Origin of the sequence: Paenibacillus sp. DP01, from assembly GCF_044784315.1 — a bacterium.
Taxonomy (GTDB): domain Bacteria; phylum Bacillota; class Bacilli; order Paenibacillales; family Paenibacillaceae; genus Paenibacillus; species Paenibacillus polymyxa.
In genome coordinates, this window is record NZ_CP173059.1 from 1,748,218 (window position 1) to 1,768,144 (window position 19,927).

General features: G+C 45.4%; 13 protein-coding genes and 1 tRNA gene. 13 read left to right on the forward strand and 1 reads right to left on the reverse strand.

Annotated features, from left to right (window positions below):
• Positions 1-25 precede the first annotated feature (25 nt).
• The 13 genes from ilvC to ACH59B_RS07825 all read left to right on the forward strand — a co-directional run bounded on the left by ilvC (position 26) and on the right by ACH59B_RS07825 (position 19,305).
• A complete protein-coding gene (gene ilvC / locus ACH59B_RS07765; protein ID WP_013309387.1) occupies positions 26-1,018 on the forward strand; it encodes a ketol-acid reductoisomerase in 993 nt (330 codons plus the stop codon).
• 124 nt (positions 1,019-1,142) lie between these two features.
• A complete protein-coding gene (locus ACH59B_RS07770; protein ID WP_013370081.1) occupies positions 1,143-2,684 on the forward strand; it encodes a 2-isopropylmalate synthase in 1,542 nt (513 codons plus the stop codon).
• A gap of 204 nt (positions 2,685-2,888) precedes the next feature.
• Positions 2,889-3,965 (forward strand): 3-isopropylmalate dehydrogenase, encoded by a 1,077-nt coding sequence (leuB, locus tag ACH59B_RS07775; protein WP_404303600.1) that lies wholly within the window; start codon positions 2,889-2,891, stop codon positions 3,963-3,965.
• Between the two features lie 320 nt (positions 3,966-4,285).
• A complete protein-coding gene (locus tag ACH59B_RS07780) occupies positions 4,286-4,825 on the forward strand; it encodes a peroxiredoxin (RefSeq protein WP_013370083.1) in 540 nt (179 codons plus the stop codon).
• A 259-nt stretch (positions 4,826-5,084) separates the two neighbouring features.
• Complete coding sequence (locus ACH59B_RS07785) at positions 5,085-5,501, forward strand: hypothetical protein (RefSeq protein ID WP_016820546.1); 417 nt, start codon at positions 5,085-5,087, stop codon at positions 5,499-5,501.
• Positions 5,502-5,837: 336 nt separating this feature from the next.
• Positions 5,838-6,941, forward strand: coding sequence for an ATP-binding protein (locus ACH59B_RS07790; protein ID WP_016820545.1), 1,104 nt, complete (start codon positions 5,838-5,840; stop codon positions 6,939-6,941).
• A 341-nt stretch (positions 6,942-7,282) separates the two neighbouring features.
• On the forward strand, positions 7,283-9,424 hold the full coding sequence (locus ACH59B_RS07795; protein WP_017426634.1) for a bifunctional diguanylate cyclase/phosphodiesterase: 2,142 nt from the start codon (positions 7,283-7,285) through the stop codon (positions 9,422-9,424).
• 107 nt (positions 9,425-9,531) lie between these two features.
• A tRNA-Gly gene (locus ACH59B_RS07800) sits at positions 9,532-9,602 on the forward strand.
• Positions 9,603-9,866: 264 nt separating this feature from the next.
• A complete protein-coding gene (locus ACH59B_RS07805) occupies positions 9,867-10,904 on the forward strand; it encodes a polysaccharide lyase family 1 protein (RefSeq protein ID WP_242210694.1) in 1,038 nt (345 codons plus the stop codon).
• A gap of 361 nt (positions 10,905-11,265) precedes the next feature.
• Positions 11,266-13,116 (forward strand): ribosomal protection-like ABC-F family protein, encoded by a 1,851-nt coding sequence (abc-f, locus tag ACH59B_RS07810; protein ID WP_242210695.1) that lies wholly within the window; start codon positions 11,266-11,268, stop codon positions 13,114-13,116.
• A gap of 448 nt (positions 13,117-13,564) precedes the next feature.
• Positions 13,565-14,596, forward strand: a complete 1,032-nt coding sequence (pheS, locus tag ACH59B_RS07815; protein WP_016820540.1) for a phenylalanine--tRNA ligase subunit alpha — start codon at positions 13,565-13,567, stop codon at positions 14,594-14,596.
• 28 nt (positions 14,597-14,624) lie between these two features.
• Entirely contained in the window at positions 14,625-17,072 is a 2,448-nt protein-coding gene (gene pheT / locus ACH59B_RS07820; protein ID WP_102997715.1) for a phenylalanine--tRNA ligase subunit beta, read from the forward strand.
• Between the two features lie 208 nt (positions 17,073-17,280).
• Complete coding sequence (locus tag ACH59B_RS07825) at positions 17,281-19,305, forward strand: DNA repair protein (RefSeq protein ID WP_404303601.1); 2,025 nt, start codon at positions 17,281-17,283, stop codon at positions 19,303-19,305.
• 149 nt (positions 19,306-19,454) lie between these two features.
• Here the strand turns inward: ACH59B_RS07825 and ACH59B_RS07830 are convergent, their stop codons facing one another.
• Positions 19,455-19,814 (reverse strand): phage holin family protein, encoded by a 360-nt coding sequence (locus ACH59B_RS07830; RefSeq protein ID WP_016820537.1) that lies wholly within the window; start codon positions 19,812-19,814, stop codon positions 19,455-19,457.
• Between the last annotated feature and the right edge of the window lie 113 nt (positions 19,815-19,927).

The window sequence follows — 19,927 nt, forward strand, 5'->3', positions numbered from 1 at the left end:
TCCAATTAAAAGGAGGAAATTAACCATGGCAGTTACAACGTACTACGAAAAAGATGCAGAACTCAGCGTATTGAAAGGAAAAACAGTGGCCGTAATTGGTTATGGTAGCCAAGGACATGCTCAAGCACAAAACTTGCGTGACAGTGGTGTAAATGTTGTTATTGGTTTGCGTGAAGGCAAATCAGCTGATGTCGCAAGAAACGACGGTTTTGAAGTTCTGAACGTAGCTGATGCAACAAGCCGTGCAGATGTGGTTCAAATTTTGTTGCCTGATGAAACTCAAGCTTCTGTCTACAAAAATGAAATCGAACCTAACCTGAAAAAAGGCGCAGCACTTTTGTTCTCCCATGGTTTCAATGTTCATTTTGGACAAATCGTAGCTCCTAAAGATAGCGATGTATTGCTGGTTGCTCCAAAATCCCCAGGACATATGGTACGTCGTACCTATGTGGAAGGGTTTGGTGTACCAGGATTGATCGCAATTGAACAGGACGCAACAGGCCAAGCCAAAGAAATCGGTCTTGCTTACGCAAAAGGCATTGGCTGTACACGTGCAGGCGTAATTGAAACCTCCTTCCGTGAAGAAACGGAGACGGACCTGTTCGGTGAGCAGGCGGTATTGTGTGGCGGTGTGAGCGCACTCGTAAAAGCGGGCTTTGAAACATTGACTGAGGCAGGTTATGCTCCTGAGATGGCATACTTCGAATGCTTGCATGAGCTTAAGCTGATCGTTGACCTGATGTATGAAGGTGGATTGGCAACAATGCGTGATTCCATCAGTAATACAGCAGAATATGGCGATTATGTAACTGGACCACGTGTGGTAACAGAAGATACGAAGAAAGCCATGAAGGATGTATTGACTGACATTCAACAAGGTAAATTTGCTCGTGACTTCATCCTTGAAAATCAATCTGGACGTGCATTCCTGACGGCTACTCGTCGTAATGAAGCTAACCATCCGATTGAAGTAGTGGGCGGACAATTGCGTGAAATGATGCATTGGATCAAAAAGTAATAACCTTTTGTACTATAAGCTCGACAATATGAATTATTTATAAATATTAATTACAATGCGGCCCTGCTTATTGCGTGAGCCGCATTGTAATTTAAGGGTCCAAATCCTGAGGAGGTGCGTTAGGTTGCGCAAAATATATATATTTGACACAACGTTGAGAGACGGAGAACAGTCACCTGGCGTGAACTTGAATACTCGTGAGAAAGTAGAGATCGCTCATCAGTTGGAGAAGCTGGGAATCGATCGTATGGAGGCTGGGTTCCCAGCTGCTTCTCCGGGTGATCTCGCGGCTGTTAATGCAGTAGCAAAAGCTGTAAAAAATTCGACTGTTATTGGCCTTTCGCGTGCAAGGGAACAGGATATTGATGCGGTTCGCGAGGCACTTAAGGGAGCACAGGACCCGTGTATCCATATCTTTTTGGCAACCTCTCCAATTCATCGTCAGCATAAGCTGCGGATGGAGAAGGCACAGGTACTGGAAACGGCCCGTGCAGCCATTCGTTATGGATTGAAGTATTTGCCAAAAGTGGAGTTTTCATTGGAGGATGCAGGGCGAACGGAGCTTGATTTTGTGGTTGAAATGGTCACCATGGCTGTACAGGAAGGGGCTTCTGTCGTCAATATTCCAGATACGGTAGGTTACCTAACACCATACGAATACGGAAATATATTCAAACATATCAAGCAAAATGTGGTTGATGTGGAGAAGATTCAATTGAGTGCACATTGCCACAATGACTTGGGAATGGCTACTGCGAATACGCTTGCTGCCATCCTGAACGGTGCAGATCAGATTGAGGGAACGATTAACGGTATCGGTGAACGTGCTGGAAACACGGCCATTGAGGAAATCGCCATGGCACTGGAGACGAGACAGGAATTTTTCCAGGCCAAAACGTCTCTGCAACTGTCTGAAATTGCACGTACGAGCCGTTTGGTTAGCCGTTTGACGGGGATGGTAGTGCCGGGCAACAAGGCGATCGTGGGTGCTAACGCTTTTGCGCACGAATCAGGTATTCACCAAGACGGCATGCTGAAGGAAAAGACGACCTATGAAATTATGACACCGGAAAGTATCGGTCTGAAAGAAAGCAAGCTAGTACTGGGCAAACATTCAGGGCGTCATGCTTTCCGTGAGCGTTTGGTCGAATTGGGCTACGAATTGAACGAAGAAGATCTGAATCGTGCATTTGGTCAGTTCAAGGATTTGGCTGATAAGAAGAAGGAAGTATCGGATGATGATATCTTGGCATTGCTGGAAGAAAAATTGGCCGATGCACCTGAAGTCTTCAAGCTGGAAACCATTTTCGTAACTTATGGGAACAAGGCTACGCCTTCCGCACAAGTGCGTCTGGTTAACGATGAAGGTCAAGTAATCGAGACAGAAGCCGAAGGAAATGGTTCAGTTGATGCGATCTATAATGCGATTGACCAAGCCAGCAGCGAGAGTGTTGTACTTTCTGATTACTCCATCAAATCTGTTACCCATGGCAAGGACGCTCTAGGTGAAGTACATGTGGTGCTGACTCAAAACGGAATATCTGTACAGGGACGCGGGGTAAGCACTGATATTTTGGAAGCAAGTGCACGAGCTTATGTGGATGCACTGAATGGTTTGATCGACAAGCGTAAAAATTACAGCAATCGCGTAGATTATAAATCCTAAGTTTATACAAGCCTATGAAATGAATATAGACAGGATCGGGTGTTACCGGTCCTGTTTTCTTATTCTCTAATGAAAAAATCAGCTTATAGGCTGAGCCTATTGAATTGATAGATTCTATATCTTGGTCAAAGCCCTGCTTTATATGTTACAAAGAAGGTATGAGAAATACGGCTGTATGGCTGTATAACAAGAGGAGTGTACGTGATGGCAGACGTTAAAAAGATTGCAGTAATAGCGGGAGACGGAATCGGACCTGAAGTGGTCGCAGAGGCAGAGAAAATTTTGAAACGTACGGAAGAAGTATTTGGCCTTTCATTTGAAACAGAGCATGCGCTGTTCGGCGGGATTGCCATTGATAAGAAAGGGACTCCATTGCCGGAAGAAACACTGGCCGTATGCCAATCTGCAGATGCCGTGCTGTTGGGAGCGGTAGGAGGACCACAATGGGACAACAATCCTAAGGAGCTTCGTCCTGAAACCGGATTGCTCGGTATTCGCAAAGAGCTTGGTCTGTTTTCAAATCTTCGTCCTGCTGTTGTTTTCGATTGTCTTAAGGACGCATCTACTTTGAAACCAGAGGTACTGGAAGGAACGGACTTGATCGTGGTGCGCGAACTGACGGGCGGCATTTATTTCGGTGAGAAGTATAGACGAGAGAGTGCTCAGGGTGAAGAAGCGGTCGATACTTGCGCATATAATGTAACAGAAGTAGAGCGTATTGTTCGTCAATCCTTCGAAATTGCACAAAAACGTCGCAAAAAACTCGCATCGGTGGATAAGGCTAATGTACTGGAAACTTCCCGTCTATGGCGTGAAGTTGTTAACCGGGTCGCTGTAGATTACCCAGATGTCGAGCTTGAGCATGTATTGGTCGATAACTGTGCCATGCAATTGCTGCGTCGTCCATCCAGTTTTGACGTCATTGTAACCGAAAATATGTTTGGTGACATTCTTAGTGATGAAGCAGCTATGCTGACTGGGTCCATCGGTATGCTCTCCTCTGCATCACTGGGAGAAGGCAGCTTCGGTCTGTACGAGCCGGTGCACGGCTCAGCACCTGATATTGCTGGTCGGGGACTGGCGAACCCCATTGCAACGATTTTGTCCGTTGCTTTGATGTTCCGCCTCACCTTTGGGTACGAGAAAGCAGCTGACTCTATCGAGAAGGCGGTAGCTGAGGTACTGGATGCAGGACACCGTACGGCAGATATCGCAGTGGATAAATCACAAGCGATCTCGACAACTCAAATGGGCGATTTGATCGCAGCAGCTATTCGCTAAAGTCCCCGGAAACGTACTTGTTCTGAAAAAAAGCTTCCTATTATATAGTGAGGTTATACAGTATAACTTTACAGCAAATAATTAACATCGTAGCTCCTGAGCAATCAGGAGCTACTTGTGTATCAGAAAACTCCAAATGTGAATAAATCGTGAATTTTTAAGCTAGTTTAAAATAATTATAAAAAAGTAATGGTTATAATATTGACTTTGATTTCAGCGAATGATAACATTTATCAAGTAGGTTGTTTATTACAATACAGATGATTGAGGAAAGCACAATTGGTGTTTTTCTTACATATTTTAAAGGAGGATTTCACATTATGGCAGAAAGATTGGTAGGAAGACCCGCACCTGATTTTGCATTGGAAACAGTATCTGGAGACGGTCAAGAATTTGGCTCGGTGAAACTTTCCGATTACCGTGGCAAGTGGCTCGTATTTTTCTTCTATCCACTGGATTTCACGTTTGTATGCCCAACAGAAATTACGGCATTGAGCGATGCTGCTGACCAATTCAAAGAGCTTGATACTGAAATTTTGGGTATCAGTGTAGACTCCGTGCACAGCCACAAAGCATGGATCAACACAGCTAAAGAAAACAACGGTCTGGGCAAACTGAACTTCCCGTTGGCTTCTGACATCACGAAAAAAACAGCAAGCGACTATGGTGTTCTGATCGAAGAAGAAGGTGTTGCATTGCGCGGCTTGTTCATCATTGATCCAGAAGGCGAACTGAAATATCAAGTGGTTAACCACAATGATGTAGGTCGCAGTGTAGAAGAAACATTGCGTGTACTGCAAGCTTTGCAATCCGGTGGCTTGTGCCCAATGAACTGGAAACCAGGCGATAAAAATCTGTAATATTAGCTTTACAAGTTGAACTTAAACAAGCAAGCCCCCAACAAGCGGTTATTTTACCGTTGTTGGGGGCTTGCTTGCCTGCGCTATGCAGCGGAGATATAGGAATAGCCTGTCTGAATCATGTAATACAGAGTGAAGTAACAAATAATTATGGAAATGTTGTTGTGTTCTGGAGGAATTTTGCCTGATGAAAGCGAATAAGGTATTGTAGAAGATAAACAAGGCAGAACAGGTTTTGTTCAGAGGAGGCTGAGCCCGGATGAGTTATTGCTGTGGAGCAAGCATGGTAGGAACCAAGGGAACGCTGAAGCATTACCGCACCCAAGTCCATAATGTTCCTTTGCTGTTTTGCCCGGTATGTCGTCGCATTGAAGTTCATTATAAAGTCGAAAATGAGTATGAAATTTTGGCTGAGTATGCACATGGAGATGGGGCATCCGAGATTGATTTTCAGGATTATGTCATGGAAGACGATGATACGATATTTGAAAATTGTGTAAATCGTGAGAGTGAAGATGCAGTTGAAATTGTGAAGCGCCAAATTGACATGTCGCTGGATTTATTGACGGTAGCCAAACAAATGAATGATGAGAAATGGCAGGGAGAGCTTAAGAGAAGACTGGCTGTTATGAGTCAAAGACGATCCCGGCTTCAACATAATAAGAGCGGCAGTTGACATCCTACACACCAAAGAAGCTCTCAAATCTGGAGAGCTTCTTTGGTGTGTAGGGCGCTTATTTTTAACTTATTTTTTTATTTTGTAATGTTGCGCAGATATTATGACGAAAGAAAATAGGATAAAAATGTGGATTCGACACTTTTTCCGATTGACTGTGATCCTTAATCTTGTCTATCATAAAATAAGACTCGAATCGAAAAAAATGGTCGGAGTTGATTGAAACTGTTTTTTACACCATTTGAAGGGTGATCGATAGATCCCTTTCTCTTCTTCAAGAATATTACACGTCCGATACGGCCAGTTTATCATTCCGATACAAGGGGGAAGCCTGGCATGATCAGTGAATTCCAAGAAGCCTTGCTTGATACCGTGGGAGCTTGCCCTTCCACACAGATCGCCAATAATAAGTATGAAAATGTACTGGAGAACCTGGATAGTGGTATCATGCTGTTTGACAGTGACGGGGTACTGACCTTTATTAACGTGCAAATGGCGAGATTACTGGAGCTACCACGTAGTTCGCTCGCGGGTCGCAACCTGATGCAAATTTTGCATCATCCTGAGTTAAGTCGGTTTAAGAAGAAGAAAATCATGCGGATTTATAAAGAAACTATCTTTCATAGAAAGCGCTATCATGAGTTGATTGATGAGTATGGTCGGCATTGGTTGATAACAGTGACCTACGGTGATCAGATGGATGGCGATTTTTTGTTTAGTGTAAAGGATGTGTCGGATTATAAGCAGATTGAGCAGACGGCGTATCAAAACGACAAGCTGGCGATGCTAGGACGTATTTCGGCCTCTATCGCCCATGAAATCCGTAACCCGCTTACTGCAATCCGGGGTTTTATTCAATTGCTTCGGCCGCACTTGGTGGAGTTGGGCAGGGATGAGTATGCCCGCATTATTTTAACCGAAATTGATCGTGCGAACGACATTATTTACGAGTTTTTAAATTCGTCCAAGCCTTCGGCTCCGCAAAAAACGGCAGTATCTGTGATGGGACTGTTGAAAGAAGTAGTGATGCTGACAGAAAGCGAGGCGTTGATGAAGGGCTGCCAGATCGCACTGGATGAAAATGATGAACTCATGAAGGTTTCCATTGACGTGAAGCAGATTAAGCAGGTTATCCTCAATATGATTAAAAATGCGATGGATGCCATTGAAAGCATCAGCGGGGAACGAGAGGGATGCATTGATATCCATACCGTGCTTGAGGGCTCTTATGTGCACATTTGCATTGAGGATAACGGCTTAGGTATGGATCACAATACATTGGCGCGTTTATTCGATCCTTTTTTTACAACAAAAGAAAGTGGAACCGGCTTGGGATTGGCTGTGAGCTATCGTATTATCAAAAATCACGGAGGCTTCATTCATGTAGACAGTAAACATGGAAGCGGTACACAATTTAAAATCACACTTCCTGTAGTCTAATATGATGAGATTTTCGCAGAGGGGTCCTGTACATACTATTTCTGTTGTGGTGTGCAGCGTTGGGGTATAGGTATCACCTATTTGAAAAATGTCATCTGAAGCGCATGATCTGAAAAGATGATGCGCTTTTTTGGTACTGTAAGCATGTGCATTTGCATAAATGCGAAAATAAATTCATGAATATAGAACAAAAAAATGATTCACCTTTCACAGATTAAATGCTATTATATACCAGAATACAACATTTTTTTTGATACTATAGACTTAAACAACGGCTTCCAAAGCTGTCAAACGTCTTAGATGATCGGAATCTCCGATATGCAGGGGGCTGAAGAGGCTGAATGAATATACGGCTGGAAGTAAAAAAAACGATAGGCATTGGAATTGCCGCCATAGTTTTATTTGTCTTAGTGCAGTTATTTCACGTAACTTTGAATAAAATATACTCCTATAATGTATTTTTCTTGTTATATCCGATTATAGGATTTGCCTGTGCGGCGATTTGTTTTTCTATTTTTTATCAATCCTGGTCCGTTTTGCTGGAACAGTTAACCTGGCAGAGACTTCTTATTGCCCCAACGTTTTTGGTGGCTGGTCTGCTTTGTCTTGTTCATATCGTTTCGTTTAGTTTCGTAAGCCTGACGGACTTTGCTTTGTCTCCGGGCATTTCGTTGTGGCTGCTGTTTGTAAATCGTGCCTTTACCTCGGTCATGCTCTTATTCGTTTGTTCCCTTCCATTTAGAAAGACGAAGTCTGAATACAAGACAGTGGCTTTGTGGGCAGGGATAGGCTGCACGTTGCTGATTCTAGGAGTTATTAAGGCATATGATGCAGGCTTACCGGATCTACGTATACGGTACGAATTAGGTAACCTGGGCTGGACGTTGAATCTGGTTGTCATGATACTGCTGGTACTCACATTTATTTTTGGAGTACGAAAATATCGGAAAGTTCGCCCCGCGGAATTGGGCATGTTGCTTATGGTTCGTGGGATTGGGCTGTGTGTTGTGAGCCAGTTGTTCTATTTATTTGCTGAGCAAATGAGTGATATCAATCATCTTATAGGACTTTTGACTAACGTGATTGCATTTTATAATTTGTTGAGCGGTCTGGTCCGGCTTATGGTTCTGGTTCCTTATCGGAAAAAACAGGCGGCAGAATCTGAGTTTAATCATATTGCTTATAACGATGATATAACAGGCCTTCCCAATCGCCGTCGTCTTTCCCAGCGCCTGGATAAAATATTGCGCAATTCACTGAAATCTGATGAGACAGTAGCGCTTTTAGTGCTAAATATTGATCGTTTCAAAGCGATTAATGATTCGCTTGGGCATACGGCAGGCAATTATTTGCTGTATGCGGTAGGCGAACGCTTGGGGCATTTTTGCCGCGAAGGGGAAGCGGTCTTTAGCATGGGTGGAGATGAATTTGCCTTTCTTCTAATGGGCTACGAAGATTCAGATGTCATGAGAAATCGTATTGATGATATGGTGAAGCTGTTCGATCAGCCGTTTGATATTAATGGGGAGTCTTATCATGTGATGGTGAGCGTTGGCATAGCTTTGTACCCGTCGGATGCGAATCAGAGCGAACAACTTATTCAACAGGCGGATACTGCTGTACATAGTGCCAAGGAGCAAGGGGTGAATTTTCAGCGGTATGCTAGTGCGATGCAGATGCGAGCGCATGAAAGACTCCAGTTGGAGAATGATTTGCGGCGTGCGCTTGAAAATGAAGAATTTTCATTGGTGTATCAGCCACGTGTCCACCTGCAAAGTGGCGAGCTAACGAGTTTGGAAGCGCTGGTGCGTTGGAATCATCCTCATCGCGGGATGGTGATGCCGGGTGATTTTATTCCAGTAGCTGAAGAAAGTGGCCTGATCGTGCCCTTGGGGGAATGGGTGTTGCGTGAGGCATGTCTCCAAAATAAGCAGTGGCAGGAGCTGGGGTATCCATCGATTCCGATTTCGGTCAATTTATCCATGCGCCAATTCCAGCAAAAAAAGCTGGTTGATGTCATTTGGGGCATTTTGTCCGATACGGGACTGGAGGCACGCTATTTAGAGCTGGAGATTACCGAGAGTATGACTTTTGATAAGGACCGGGCCTTTGAACAGTTGAAAAAAATAAAAGCTATTGGTGTTGCAATCAGTATTGATGATTTTGGAACGGGTTATAGCTCATTGCATTATTTAAAAAATCTTCCGATTGATCGTCTGAAAATTGACCGGTCCTTTGTAAATGAGGTACTGGTTGACAGCAAAAATGCGGCCATTGTATCTACCATTGCCTCTATGGCTCACCATTTAAAGCTGAAGGTTACGGCTGAAGGGGTGGAGAATGAGGAGCAGCTTCATTTTTTGCAGGCGCAGGATTGTCATGAAGGTCAGGGGTATTATTTTAGCCGTCCCATTCCGGCAGAAGTTTTTGAAAAATTGTTTTTACGTAAACCTGTGAATTGGCTGGCTCAGGATGGCGTCTAGTATGCTTGCATTTTACAAAAAGGTAAGTTATACTAAATACCATCCTGATTCAGTTAGTTGACAAAGGTTTGTGCATGTCATACATAAGAATCAAGATGTTATATAATGCGGGTGTAGTTCAATGGTAGAACTTCAGCCTTCCAAGCTGATAGCGTGGGTTCGATTCCCATCACCCGCTTACGATTTTTAAAATTTCGAAACCCTTGTGACTCAAGGGTTTTTATTTTGTTTGCAATAAGAATATATTTTAGCCGGGATACCAATGGGGGATCCCGGCTTTTTGCGTTCCTACGAACTATTTTCACGCTGATAAATAATACAATATTAAATATTTTTCTTATATGCTATAAATAAACAGATAAAAAGAACTATTTACCATTTTGCGAAAAAAGTATAGTCTCGTAATTGGAATTTAATATAAAAAAAGGATGGTGTAGCTGCGATGAGAAAAATCTCTTTTCTTTTAGCTTTAGCCTTTGTGCTTTTTACTTTTTCAGCAAGTGCTACGTTCGCTGCGACTGATTTCCCAAATACGTCGACGAATGGCATGATTGGTTTTGCTGGACAGGCTAAAAGCGAAACGGGAGCTTCAAAGCCTGCTACAACAGGGGGCAAAAATGGTCAGGTCATCTATATCAATAATCTAAACGAATTGAAAAATCAGCTAGGGGACTCAACACCTAAAATTCTGGTCATCGAAAAGAATATTTCTGCTTCTTCTAAAACCGTGATCAATATTGGTTCCAACAAATCGCTAATCGGCTCTTATGCGCAAAATAAGCTAATCAATATTCATTTGAAAACAACAGCTAACTCGGGAAATGTGATCTTTCAAAATTTAACTTTTGAGCACAGCGCCAGCATTAATGGTAACGATGATATCCAGCTATATCTTACTGCGGGCACAAATTATTGGATTGATCATGTTACTTTTGCAGGTCATAATTATAATGCAAATGGCTCGGATCTGGACAAGCTTTTGTACATAGGGCAATTGGCTGATTATGTAACCATTAGCAACTCCAAATTTGCTAATCATAAATATGGCCTTATTCTGGGTTATCCAGATGACAGCAATAAAAATTATGATGGCATGCCGCATATTACAATTGCTAATAATTATTTTGAAAACTTACTTGTACGCGGTCCAGGTCTGATGAGATATGGATATTTCCATGTAAAAAATAATTATATTAATAATTTTCAGTTGGCTTACACAATAGCAACCAATGCACGAATTTATTCCGAAAATAATTATTTTGGAAAAGGTAGTGAAAAGGGCGGTATTCTGGATGATAAAGCCAATGGTGAATTTAAAGATGTAGGTAGTTTTCCAGCCATCACCAGCCAAAAATCGCCTGTGACCCGATGGAATCCGAGCAAGAACTACAGTTATCAAGTTCAAACCCCTGAATATACTAAAGAATTTGTAACTAAGTATGCAGGTTCGTCCAATACAACGTTGGTATTTGGAAAATAAAACTGGTATTGCAAAAATACTGTGATCTGCTATACTGACTGCAAGTAAGTATCCCATAAAAAGGAAGGTAACCATACGTCCGATGAAGTAAGCACACTGATTTTCCCACTCAACTGCACGTTACTGGCAGGCGGCTGCAAGCTGCAACGGGAGAAGTGTGTCTGAAATGAAAGTAGGGACGTATGCGTATATTTCCGAAACGGGATTTGTTTTTTTCGTTCGCGGTGTTATTTTTCATATGCATAAGTTCTGAAATAATTCATAGCAGTCATTCTATTTTCCTGTATGCAAGCCGCAGCCTTCTGCGGCTTTTTTTATTGCTTCCGGTGTAAAAACCGGGCTGGGAAAGGATGATCGTGGTATGAAAACCATTTTGCGAGTTCGCAATGTAGTCAAGGAATGGAACGGGACATCTATATTTGAGAATGTGTCGATGGATGTGACGGAAGGAGAACGGCTCGCGTTGTTTGGGAGAAATGGAGCCGGTAAAACAACGTTATTACGAATATTGCTGGGAGATGAAGCGCCAACCTCCGGTCAAGTAGAACATGATTTGCCCATGGAAGAGCGAGGCTGGCTGAAGCAGCAGGATACAGTGGATAGGTCTCGAACCGCACTGGAGGCCGCACAGCAGGCCAGCTCTAGGCATTGGCGTCTCAAGCAAACGATGGGAGAGCTGGAAGCTGACCTAGCCGACGCTGGTAAGGATATGGAGCAGCAACTGGAGCGTTACGGCGAGCTGATGGATGAATACGAACGCCTACAAGGCTTTGCTTGGGAGTCTGAGGTGGAAAAGGCGCTCACCCGAATGGGAATGCCTGCACAGACGTGGTCCATTGCTTATGGTGATCTGAGTGGCGGACAGAAGACGAGAGTACGACTGGCTGGCCTGATGGTCAGGCAACCCAAGCTGCTGGTACTGGATGAGCCAACCAACCATTTGGATGCCGAAAGTATGCTTTGGCTGGAGCAGTGGCTGTCCTCGTATCCTGGAACACTGCTGTTTGTATCGCATGACAGAGCCTTTTTGGATCAGTTGGCTACGAGTATAGTTGAGCTTACATCCACAGGTATTGAGCGCTATAAAGGTGGTTATAAGGAATATAAAGCGCAGAAGGAGCGGGAACTGCGAGAGCAGGAGGCGAGCTATCGGAAGCAGGAACTGGCGAGACAGGCGCTGGAGGAAACGATTCGAAATTACAGGGAATGGTTTCATCAGGCGCATCGCAGCGCATCCAAGGTTGAAATGGCCATTACGCAGAGCTTTTACAAGGCCAAGGCTAAAAAAAATATTTCCCGTTATCATGCAAAGGAGAAGGAATTGGAGCGACTGGAGGCTAACAGGGTAGAGCAACCACGTGAAGCCCCGTCTTTGCACATGAAATTAAATGACAGCGGGTTTCAGGCTAAATATTTGCTGCGTACTGAGCAGGTTGACTTTAGCTACGACGACCATGCCATCGTGAAAAATCTAAATCTGAACGTTGCACGTGGGGATCGTTTGGCTGTTCGAGGGCCCAATGGAATTGGCAAAACCACGCTGCTTCGGTTATTAACAGGTCAGCTTGAACCGAAGACGGGAAAAATCACAGCCAACCCACAGTTGAATATCGGGTATTTTTCACAGGAGTTGGAGCAGCTTCCAGAGGATCAGACGTTGCTCGACAGTCTGCTTGCACTCCCAACCATGACCCAAACAGAAGCGAGAACGGTGCTGGGCTGTTTTTTATTTGCCAAAGAGGATGTATTCAAAAGGATCGGAACGCTCAGTATGGGAGAAAAATGCAGGGTAGCCTTTCTGCGTCTGTACTTTAGTGGAGCCAATCTGCTGGTGCTGGATGAACCGACGAATTACTTTGACATTGAAACCCGTGAAATTGTAGAGGACTCTTTACGCCGATATGATGGGGCATTGGTACTCGTCTCGCATGACCGGGAGCTGGTGCGTTGTACGGCAACTCGATTACTCGATATGCAGCCGGGGGGCGGATATGAAATCTACGAGGGGACGGCCGACGAAAAACAAGAAGATGAACGGAGAAGCATCCGAGAGCCAAAGGATCAGAGAGAGCGGGAGGAACGTCTACGATTACAGCTGCGTCTTACCGAACTGATGGGAATGACGGGGACGAGTGAAGCAAATGAGGAGCTCTTGAGCGATATCAGGCGCATTCGTGACAAGCTGGATCAGTTGAATGATCCCGATATCTGAAGGAATGAAATATAGGCGCTGCTTGCCAAAGTGCAGTAGTTTGCATATAATAATGAACAATAGTTCGTATTTAGAAAATGTCTTGATGGAGAAGAGTAGGCAGTGTCCGATTGAACAGGGAGGAAGCGCCGTAGGATTGAGAGCGTTTCTGCAAATATTGGGCTGTTGAAGTTCGCTCCGGAGCAGTTCCTTGAACCTCAAGCGTCATGTAAATGGCGGTTGTGCAAGTAGGGGATACCGGTTCACGACCGTTATAACGTGCAGAGCGAGATGATGATGCATAGCATGAATGATCACCCGTACTGATTGCCACAAGGCAATGCATCGGGTAGCTGAACTTCATTGTCTAACGAGGGTGGTACCACGGTCTTTTCGTCCCTTTTCGGGAGAAAAGACCTTTTTTTGTTGTCTGAAAAGCTGGATATGAAGAAAGGGGACTGAACAGGCGATGAGCGAAACCATCCAAATGAAGGAACATTTGCTGGCCTTGAAGGAAGAAGCACTGGAAGTATTGGAGAAGGTGGAAACACCCAAGGAGCTGGCTGATCTACGAGTTAAATATTCGGGTAAAAAGGGTGCACTGACCGAAATTTTGCGCGGTATGGGCAAGCTGAGTGCGGAAGAGCGCCCAGTTGTTGGCCAGGTAGCCAATGAGGTGCGTGAGGCGATTGAAGAGGTCGTTAACCGTAAGCAGGACGAGTTCACGAAAGCAGAAACGAATGAGCGCCTGCAAGCAGAAAAAATCGACGTTACGTTGCCTGGACGCGCAATGCCGCAAGGCGGGCTCCACCCACTTAACAAAGTGATCGAGCAAATCGAGGATATTTTTACAGGTATGGGATATCGAGTGGCTGAGGGACCACAGGCAGAGACCGATTATTATAACTTCGAAGCATTGAATCTGCCTAAAAACCACCCGGCACGTGATATGCAGGATTCATTTTACCTGACCGAGGATCTGTTGATGCGTACTCATACGTCACCAGTTCAGATTCGCGCGATGGAGGCGATGAAGGGTGAAACGCCTATTAAGGTGATTTGTCCGGGTACGGTATTTCGACGTGATGATGACGATGCAACGCATTCCTTCCAATTCCACCAAATTGAAGGCCTTGTGATTGGAAAAGACATTCGTATGAGTGATTTGAAAGGAACCTTGCTGCAATTTGCACGCGAAATGTTCGGGGAATCGACCGAAATCCGCTTGCGCCCAAGCTTCTTTCCGTTCACCGAGCCAAGTGCTGAAGTAGACGTGACTTTTGTGAAGAAAAACGGCGAGCGCGTGTGGATTGAAATTTTGGGCTGTGGTATGGTGCATCCGAAAGTGCTGGAAATGGGTGGTTTTGATCCCGAGGTGTACAGTGGCTTTGCATTCGGTATGGGTGTAGAACGGATAGCCATTTTGAAATACGGCATTGACGATATTCGCCATTTTTATAACAGCGATCTGTCGTTCTTGAAGCAGTTTGCGCGTCAATAAACAACTATATCAAGGGAAGTGAACCCATATGAAAGTATCATTCGAGTGGCTGTCCGAGTATGTATCACTGGATCAAGTGAGTGCGGAGGAGCTAGCAGAAAAAATCACCCGTTCGGGCATTGAAATTGATGAAGTTGAACATCGTAACCAAGGAATTACTGGCGTCGTTGTAGGCTATGTCAAAAGCAAGGAAAAGCACCCGGATGCGGATAAGCTGAATGTGTGTATTGTCGATGCGGGTCAGGGAGAAGACCTGCAAATTGTGTGTGGTGCCAAGAACGTGGATGCAGGTCAAAAGGTTCCTGTTGCAGTTGTAGGTGCAAAGCTACCAGGAGATTTTCATATTAAAAAGGCCAAGCTGCGTGGTGTTGTGTCCATGGGCATGATCTGCTCGGCCAAAGAACTGGGCATGAATGATAAGCTATTGCCAAAAGAATTGCAGGAAGGCATTTTGGTGCTGCCAGAGGATGCTGAAATTGGTACGCCAATTACGAAGCTGCTTGCCCTGGATGATCAGGTGCTGGATTTTGATTTGACACCCAACCGCTCGGATTGCCTGAGTATGCATGGAGCTGCATATGAAGTAAGTGCCATTCTAGGACGTGACATTTCGCTCGCTGACCCTGCTAAGGATCTGGTGGAAATTAGTGATGCTGCGGCAGATCACTTGTCCGTTAAGGTAGATACTCCTGAACTGTGCACACACTATGCAGCGCGTTATATCACAGGTGTTAAAGTGGGCCCTTCACCGTTATGGATTCAAAACCGTCTGATGGCGGCAGGTGTTCGTCCGATTAATAATATCGTAGATATTACGAACTATGTTATGCTGGAATATGGTCAGCCGTTGCATGCTTTTGATGCGGATAAGCTGGAAAATGGAAATATTGAGGTGCGACTTGCTCGTACAGGCGAAACTTTGATTACACTTGACGATCAGGAGCGTAAGCTGGAACCACATATGCTGTTGATCACAGACGGTGTAAAGCCGATTGCATTGGCAGGCGTGATGGGTGGAGCCAATTCTGAGGTTACGGATGCGACGGTTAGCATTGCGTTGGAATCTGCGAAGTTTGACGGCGGTACCGTTCGTAAAACATCCCGCCAACTGGGACTGCGTTCGGAAGCAAGTCTGCGTTTTGAAAAAGAGGTTGATCCAGGAGCTGTTATACCTGCTGTAAATCGTGCAGCTGCGCTGATTCAGCGTTATGCAGGGGGCACTGTACACCAGGGCATCGTAGAGTCTGCTTCTGCAAAAGCTAAAAACCACATTATCAAGCTGTCGCTAGATAAAATAAACCGATATTTGGGAACCGAACTGTCCCTGCTTGAGGTGAAGACGATTCTTGGTAGACTTCATTTTGGATGTGGCGATGCAGAACAAGGGGTGCTGGAAGTTGAAGTACCTACACGCCGTGGAGATATTACCATTGATGTGGACTTAATCGAAGAAGTGGCACGTCTGTATGGCTATGACAATATCCCAACCACGCCGATTGAGGGACCGACAACTCCAGGAGCTTTGACGGCATCGCAGTCCCTGCGTCGTTCCTTGCGCAGATTGCTGGCTCTTGGTGGCTGGCAGGAGACGATCAGTTACTCTTTTGTGCATCCGCAAAGCACAGCTTTATTTAATGCTCTGACAGAAGGCAGCCATCCGGTACGTTTGGCTATGCCTATGAGCGAAGACCGTAGTGTATTGCGTACAAGCATCATTCCGCAAATGCTGGATACAGCGGTGTACAACATGAATCGGAAGCAAGATAATCTGGCGATTTTTGAGATGGGAACTGTATTCTATACAGAAGAGCAAACATTAACCCGCCAGCCGCAGGAAATTCAAGTGCTGAGTCTGCTGCTGACTGGAGTGCGCCGTGAAAAACAATGGAACATCGGAGCCGAAAAGGTCGACTTCTTTGATATTAAAGGTGCGCTTGAAACAGTGTTCGACTATTTTGGACTAAGTGCCAGCATTCGCTATGTGGCTGACCAGCCGCAAAGCTACCACCCAGGACGTTCCGCTTCGGTATGGCTGGATGTGAACGGAAACTCCCAACGGATCGGTACAGTTGGGCAGATTCATCCTGAACTGCAACAGTCCTATGGGCTGAACGATACGTATGTAGCTGAAATCGCGTTGCAACAGCTCGTTGAGCATGCAAACTCCCATATTCAGTTCAGAGAGCTGGCTCGCTTCCCGTCCGTGGAACGTGACATTGCCCTCGTGGTGAATAAAGACGTTGAGGCAGGTGAACTGCTTCGTGTTATTCACGCTGCAGGCGGAGAACTGTTGCAGGATGCACGGGTGTTTGATGTATTTACAGGCAGCAAGCTTGGTGAAGACAAGAAGAGCGTGGCTATTTCCCTGACCTATCGTCATTGGGAGCATACGTTGACGGATGAAGAGATTAATGCGGCGCATTCTCCTGTCGTTACGTCTCTAGAACAAACTTTTGGAGCGGAATTGAGAAAGTAGCAGGAAATGCGGGAAGCCGTATCGAATCTTAGTGACAGAGGTTCGATACGGCTTTTTGGCCTATCATCATAGAAGCTCTCTACTCTGATATTCACCCGCTGCGGGGAAGCCGGACTAATAAGGTTGAACGCTTCACGGAAGGCGGGTTACCCTAGTACCGGACACACCTTAGAATCAACATACAGTAGTATTGAAGGAGGGCATAATTGTGACTACACCAGATCGTACTCGCGTCACTGTAGAGATCTACGGTACTTCTTATAAACTTGTCGGCAGCAATAGCGATTATATGAAGCAGGTTGCTAATTACGTAGATGAACGTATGCACAGCATTTCTCAAGCACATTCGCGTCTGGATATGCCCCGAATTGCCGTGCTGGCTGCGGTTCATATGGCTGAAGAAGCTGTACAAATTCAGGAGATTCAGAGCCATATGAACCGCTTGGCAGCGGAACGGGCGGAGCTCCGGGGAGATCTGGCCCAACTCCAGACGGCTCTAGGGGAACAACAGCAGAAAAATACAGATATGCACCAAGCCCTTGTTCAATTGAGGGAAGAAAAAGAAACGACGCAGAAGAAACTGGTGGAGACCGAATCTACATCAGCCAAGGAAATTGCCGAACTAAGGGCAAAGCTCGAACAGCAGGAGAAAAAAGCGGCTGAACTTGAAAATGCACAAAAACAAGCTAAGCGTGAATTGGAGGAATCTCGTCAAGAAGCTTCTCGTAAGCTGAAAGAGCAGCAAGAGGCTGCAAATGCGCGTGTCCGGCAGACAGAAGAGCAGTTGAAGAAGGAAATAGCCGAAGCGGCTAAACAGGCTGAAGCTAAGCTTTCCGCTGCGGAAAAGGCTCATCAGGAGCGAAAACGTATAGAGCTGGACAATTTGCGATCTACTTTGCAGCAAGAGCATAGCCAGAAGATAAGCGAATGGCAGATCAAGTGCTCCGGGCTGAATGATCAGCTGGAGCAGGAACGTAAACAGGCTGAATTGGCTCTAAATGAGGAAAAGCTCCAGCATGAGGAAGCACAGAAACGTGCTGAAGAAGCTGCACTGGAGCAGGAGATTCGGATGGAGGAGCTTCAGGAGCAATTAGAACAAGTACAAGCAGGAAATGCAGAGCTTTCTTCTCGTCTGGAGAAGGCTCGAGAGCAAGCTGTAGCATTGGAGCAACAACAGTCCGAGCTGGAGGCTCAGCTACAAGCACAGCAACAGGCGGCAAAAGAGCGGGAGCAGGCAAATACGCTTGCGCGTGAAGAACTGCAAAGCAGATATGATCAGTTGGTGAATGAAGCCAAGGCTACGCAGCAGCAGGCGGCTAAGCTGGAGGAAGAGCAGCGCCGGATGCAGAAGCTGCTGGAGCAAGCTCATGTATCTTCTCGCAAGCTGCAAAGCGAGCTGGCTACGCTGGCTGAAAGTGAGAAGTCATGGAAGAAGCTTGCAGAAGAACGTCAGTTGGCAGCCGATGAGTTGGAGCTTTCCCTACTGGAAGCGCGTGAACAGAAGGAAGCGACAGAGGAACAACTACAGCAGACTGTGGCTGAGGTTGAGGCTGCTAATGATAAATATGCTTCACAACAGCAACGGCTGGTTCAACTTGAAGCGAAAATCAAGGAGCTATCACCTGAGCTGATTCGTGTTCAGGACGAGCTTGAGAAAGCCCAAGTCCGAGAGCAAGAGAGTGCGAAGGCGTATCAATCGCTTCAGGAGCAATATGGAAGCATGAAGAGCCGAGCTGGACAGCTGGAGCAACATATTAAGCAACTCCAGCAGGAAAATCATGACCGGCAAAGTGAATTGGAACGTGCTGAGAAGGCCTCTGTGGAATGGCAGCTTAAATACGATCAGTTGAAGGCTGAAGCGGAACGTTTGGAAGCTGAAGATGCTGCCCGCAAGGAAGAATTTGCTTCTTGGGAACGGGAAATAGCGGTAACGATTGAACAAAAAGAACAGCTTCAGGAGGAGATTCGTTCCGCGGTTGAAGCTGCCAACACCGCAAAGGCAGAACAGCAGTCCATAGAGCAGGAACGCATGGCCTTGCAGTCTGAGTTAGATGAAGTAGGTCAAAAATATGAAATGGCGGCTCATCAGCTTCGTTTACTACAAGTACAACAGGACGTAGACCGAGAAAATGCAGAGAAGATTTCAACAGAATTACGTCAACTAAAGGAAGAATACACCAAGCTTCAAACCGAGTATAATGAATGGATTGAGCTTATCGAACAGGATCAGTAGATACGGATTATAAATGTAAGGCAATCCCCGGCTGCTCATGGCTGGGGATTGTTTGTTTATGGTATCGCTAAGAAGTATAAATGACAAAAAGCTGTCCTTTGGCAGATGAATCTGCTTCGGGACAGCTATGCTGGAAGTGTTTGCCGAAATTATTTCCCTTCCTTGCGCCCGGCTTCAAATGGTGTCGATACCGGAATGAAGAGATCGATAATCCCGATAACCAATGCAGCGAGCAATGCGCCCATAATCGAAACACTAACATGGGCCACGACATATTGAGCGACCCAGATAACCAGAGCGCTCACTAGAAAACCAACGATACCGCGTCCAAATGGAGAAACGCGTCGACCAAATATCGCCTCGACGATATAGCCAATCAAGGCAATGACAATGGCAAGGATCAGCGCACTCCAAAAGCCGCCTACACTAAATCCGGGAACGATCCAGCTTACGACCATCAGAACCAGAGCGGCAACGATGAAACGTACAATGTGCCCAAGAATGCTCACGGAATAACCTCCTTTGTTTTTTTGAATTAACAGGGTTAGACAAAGGTTAGTGTGTGGCATGAAGAGCTTTCTTATGTGTAAAGCAGAGTTGGCAAATAGCGTAAGTTTGCTGC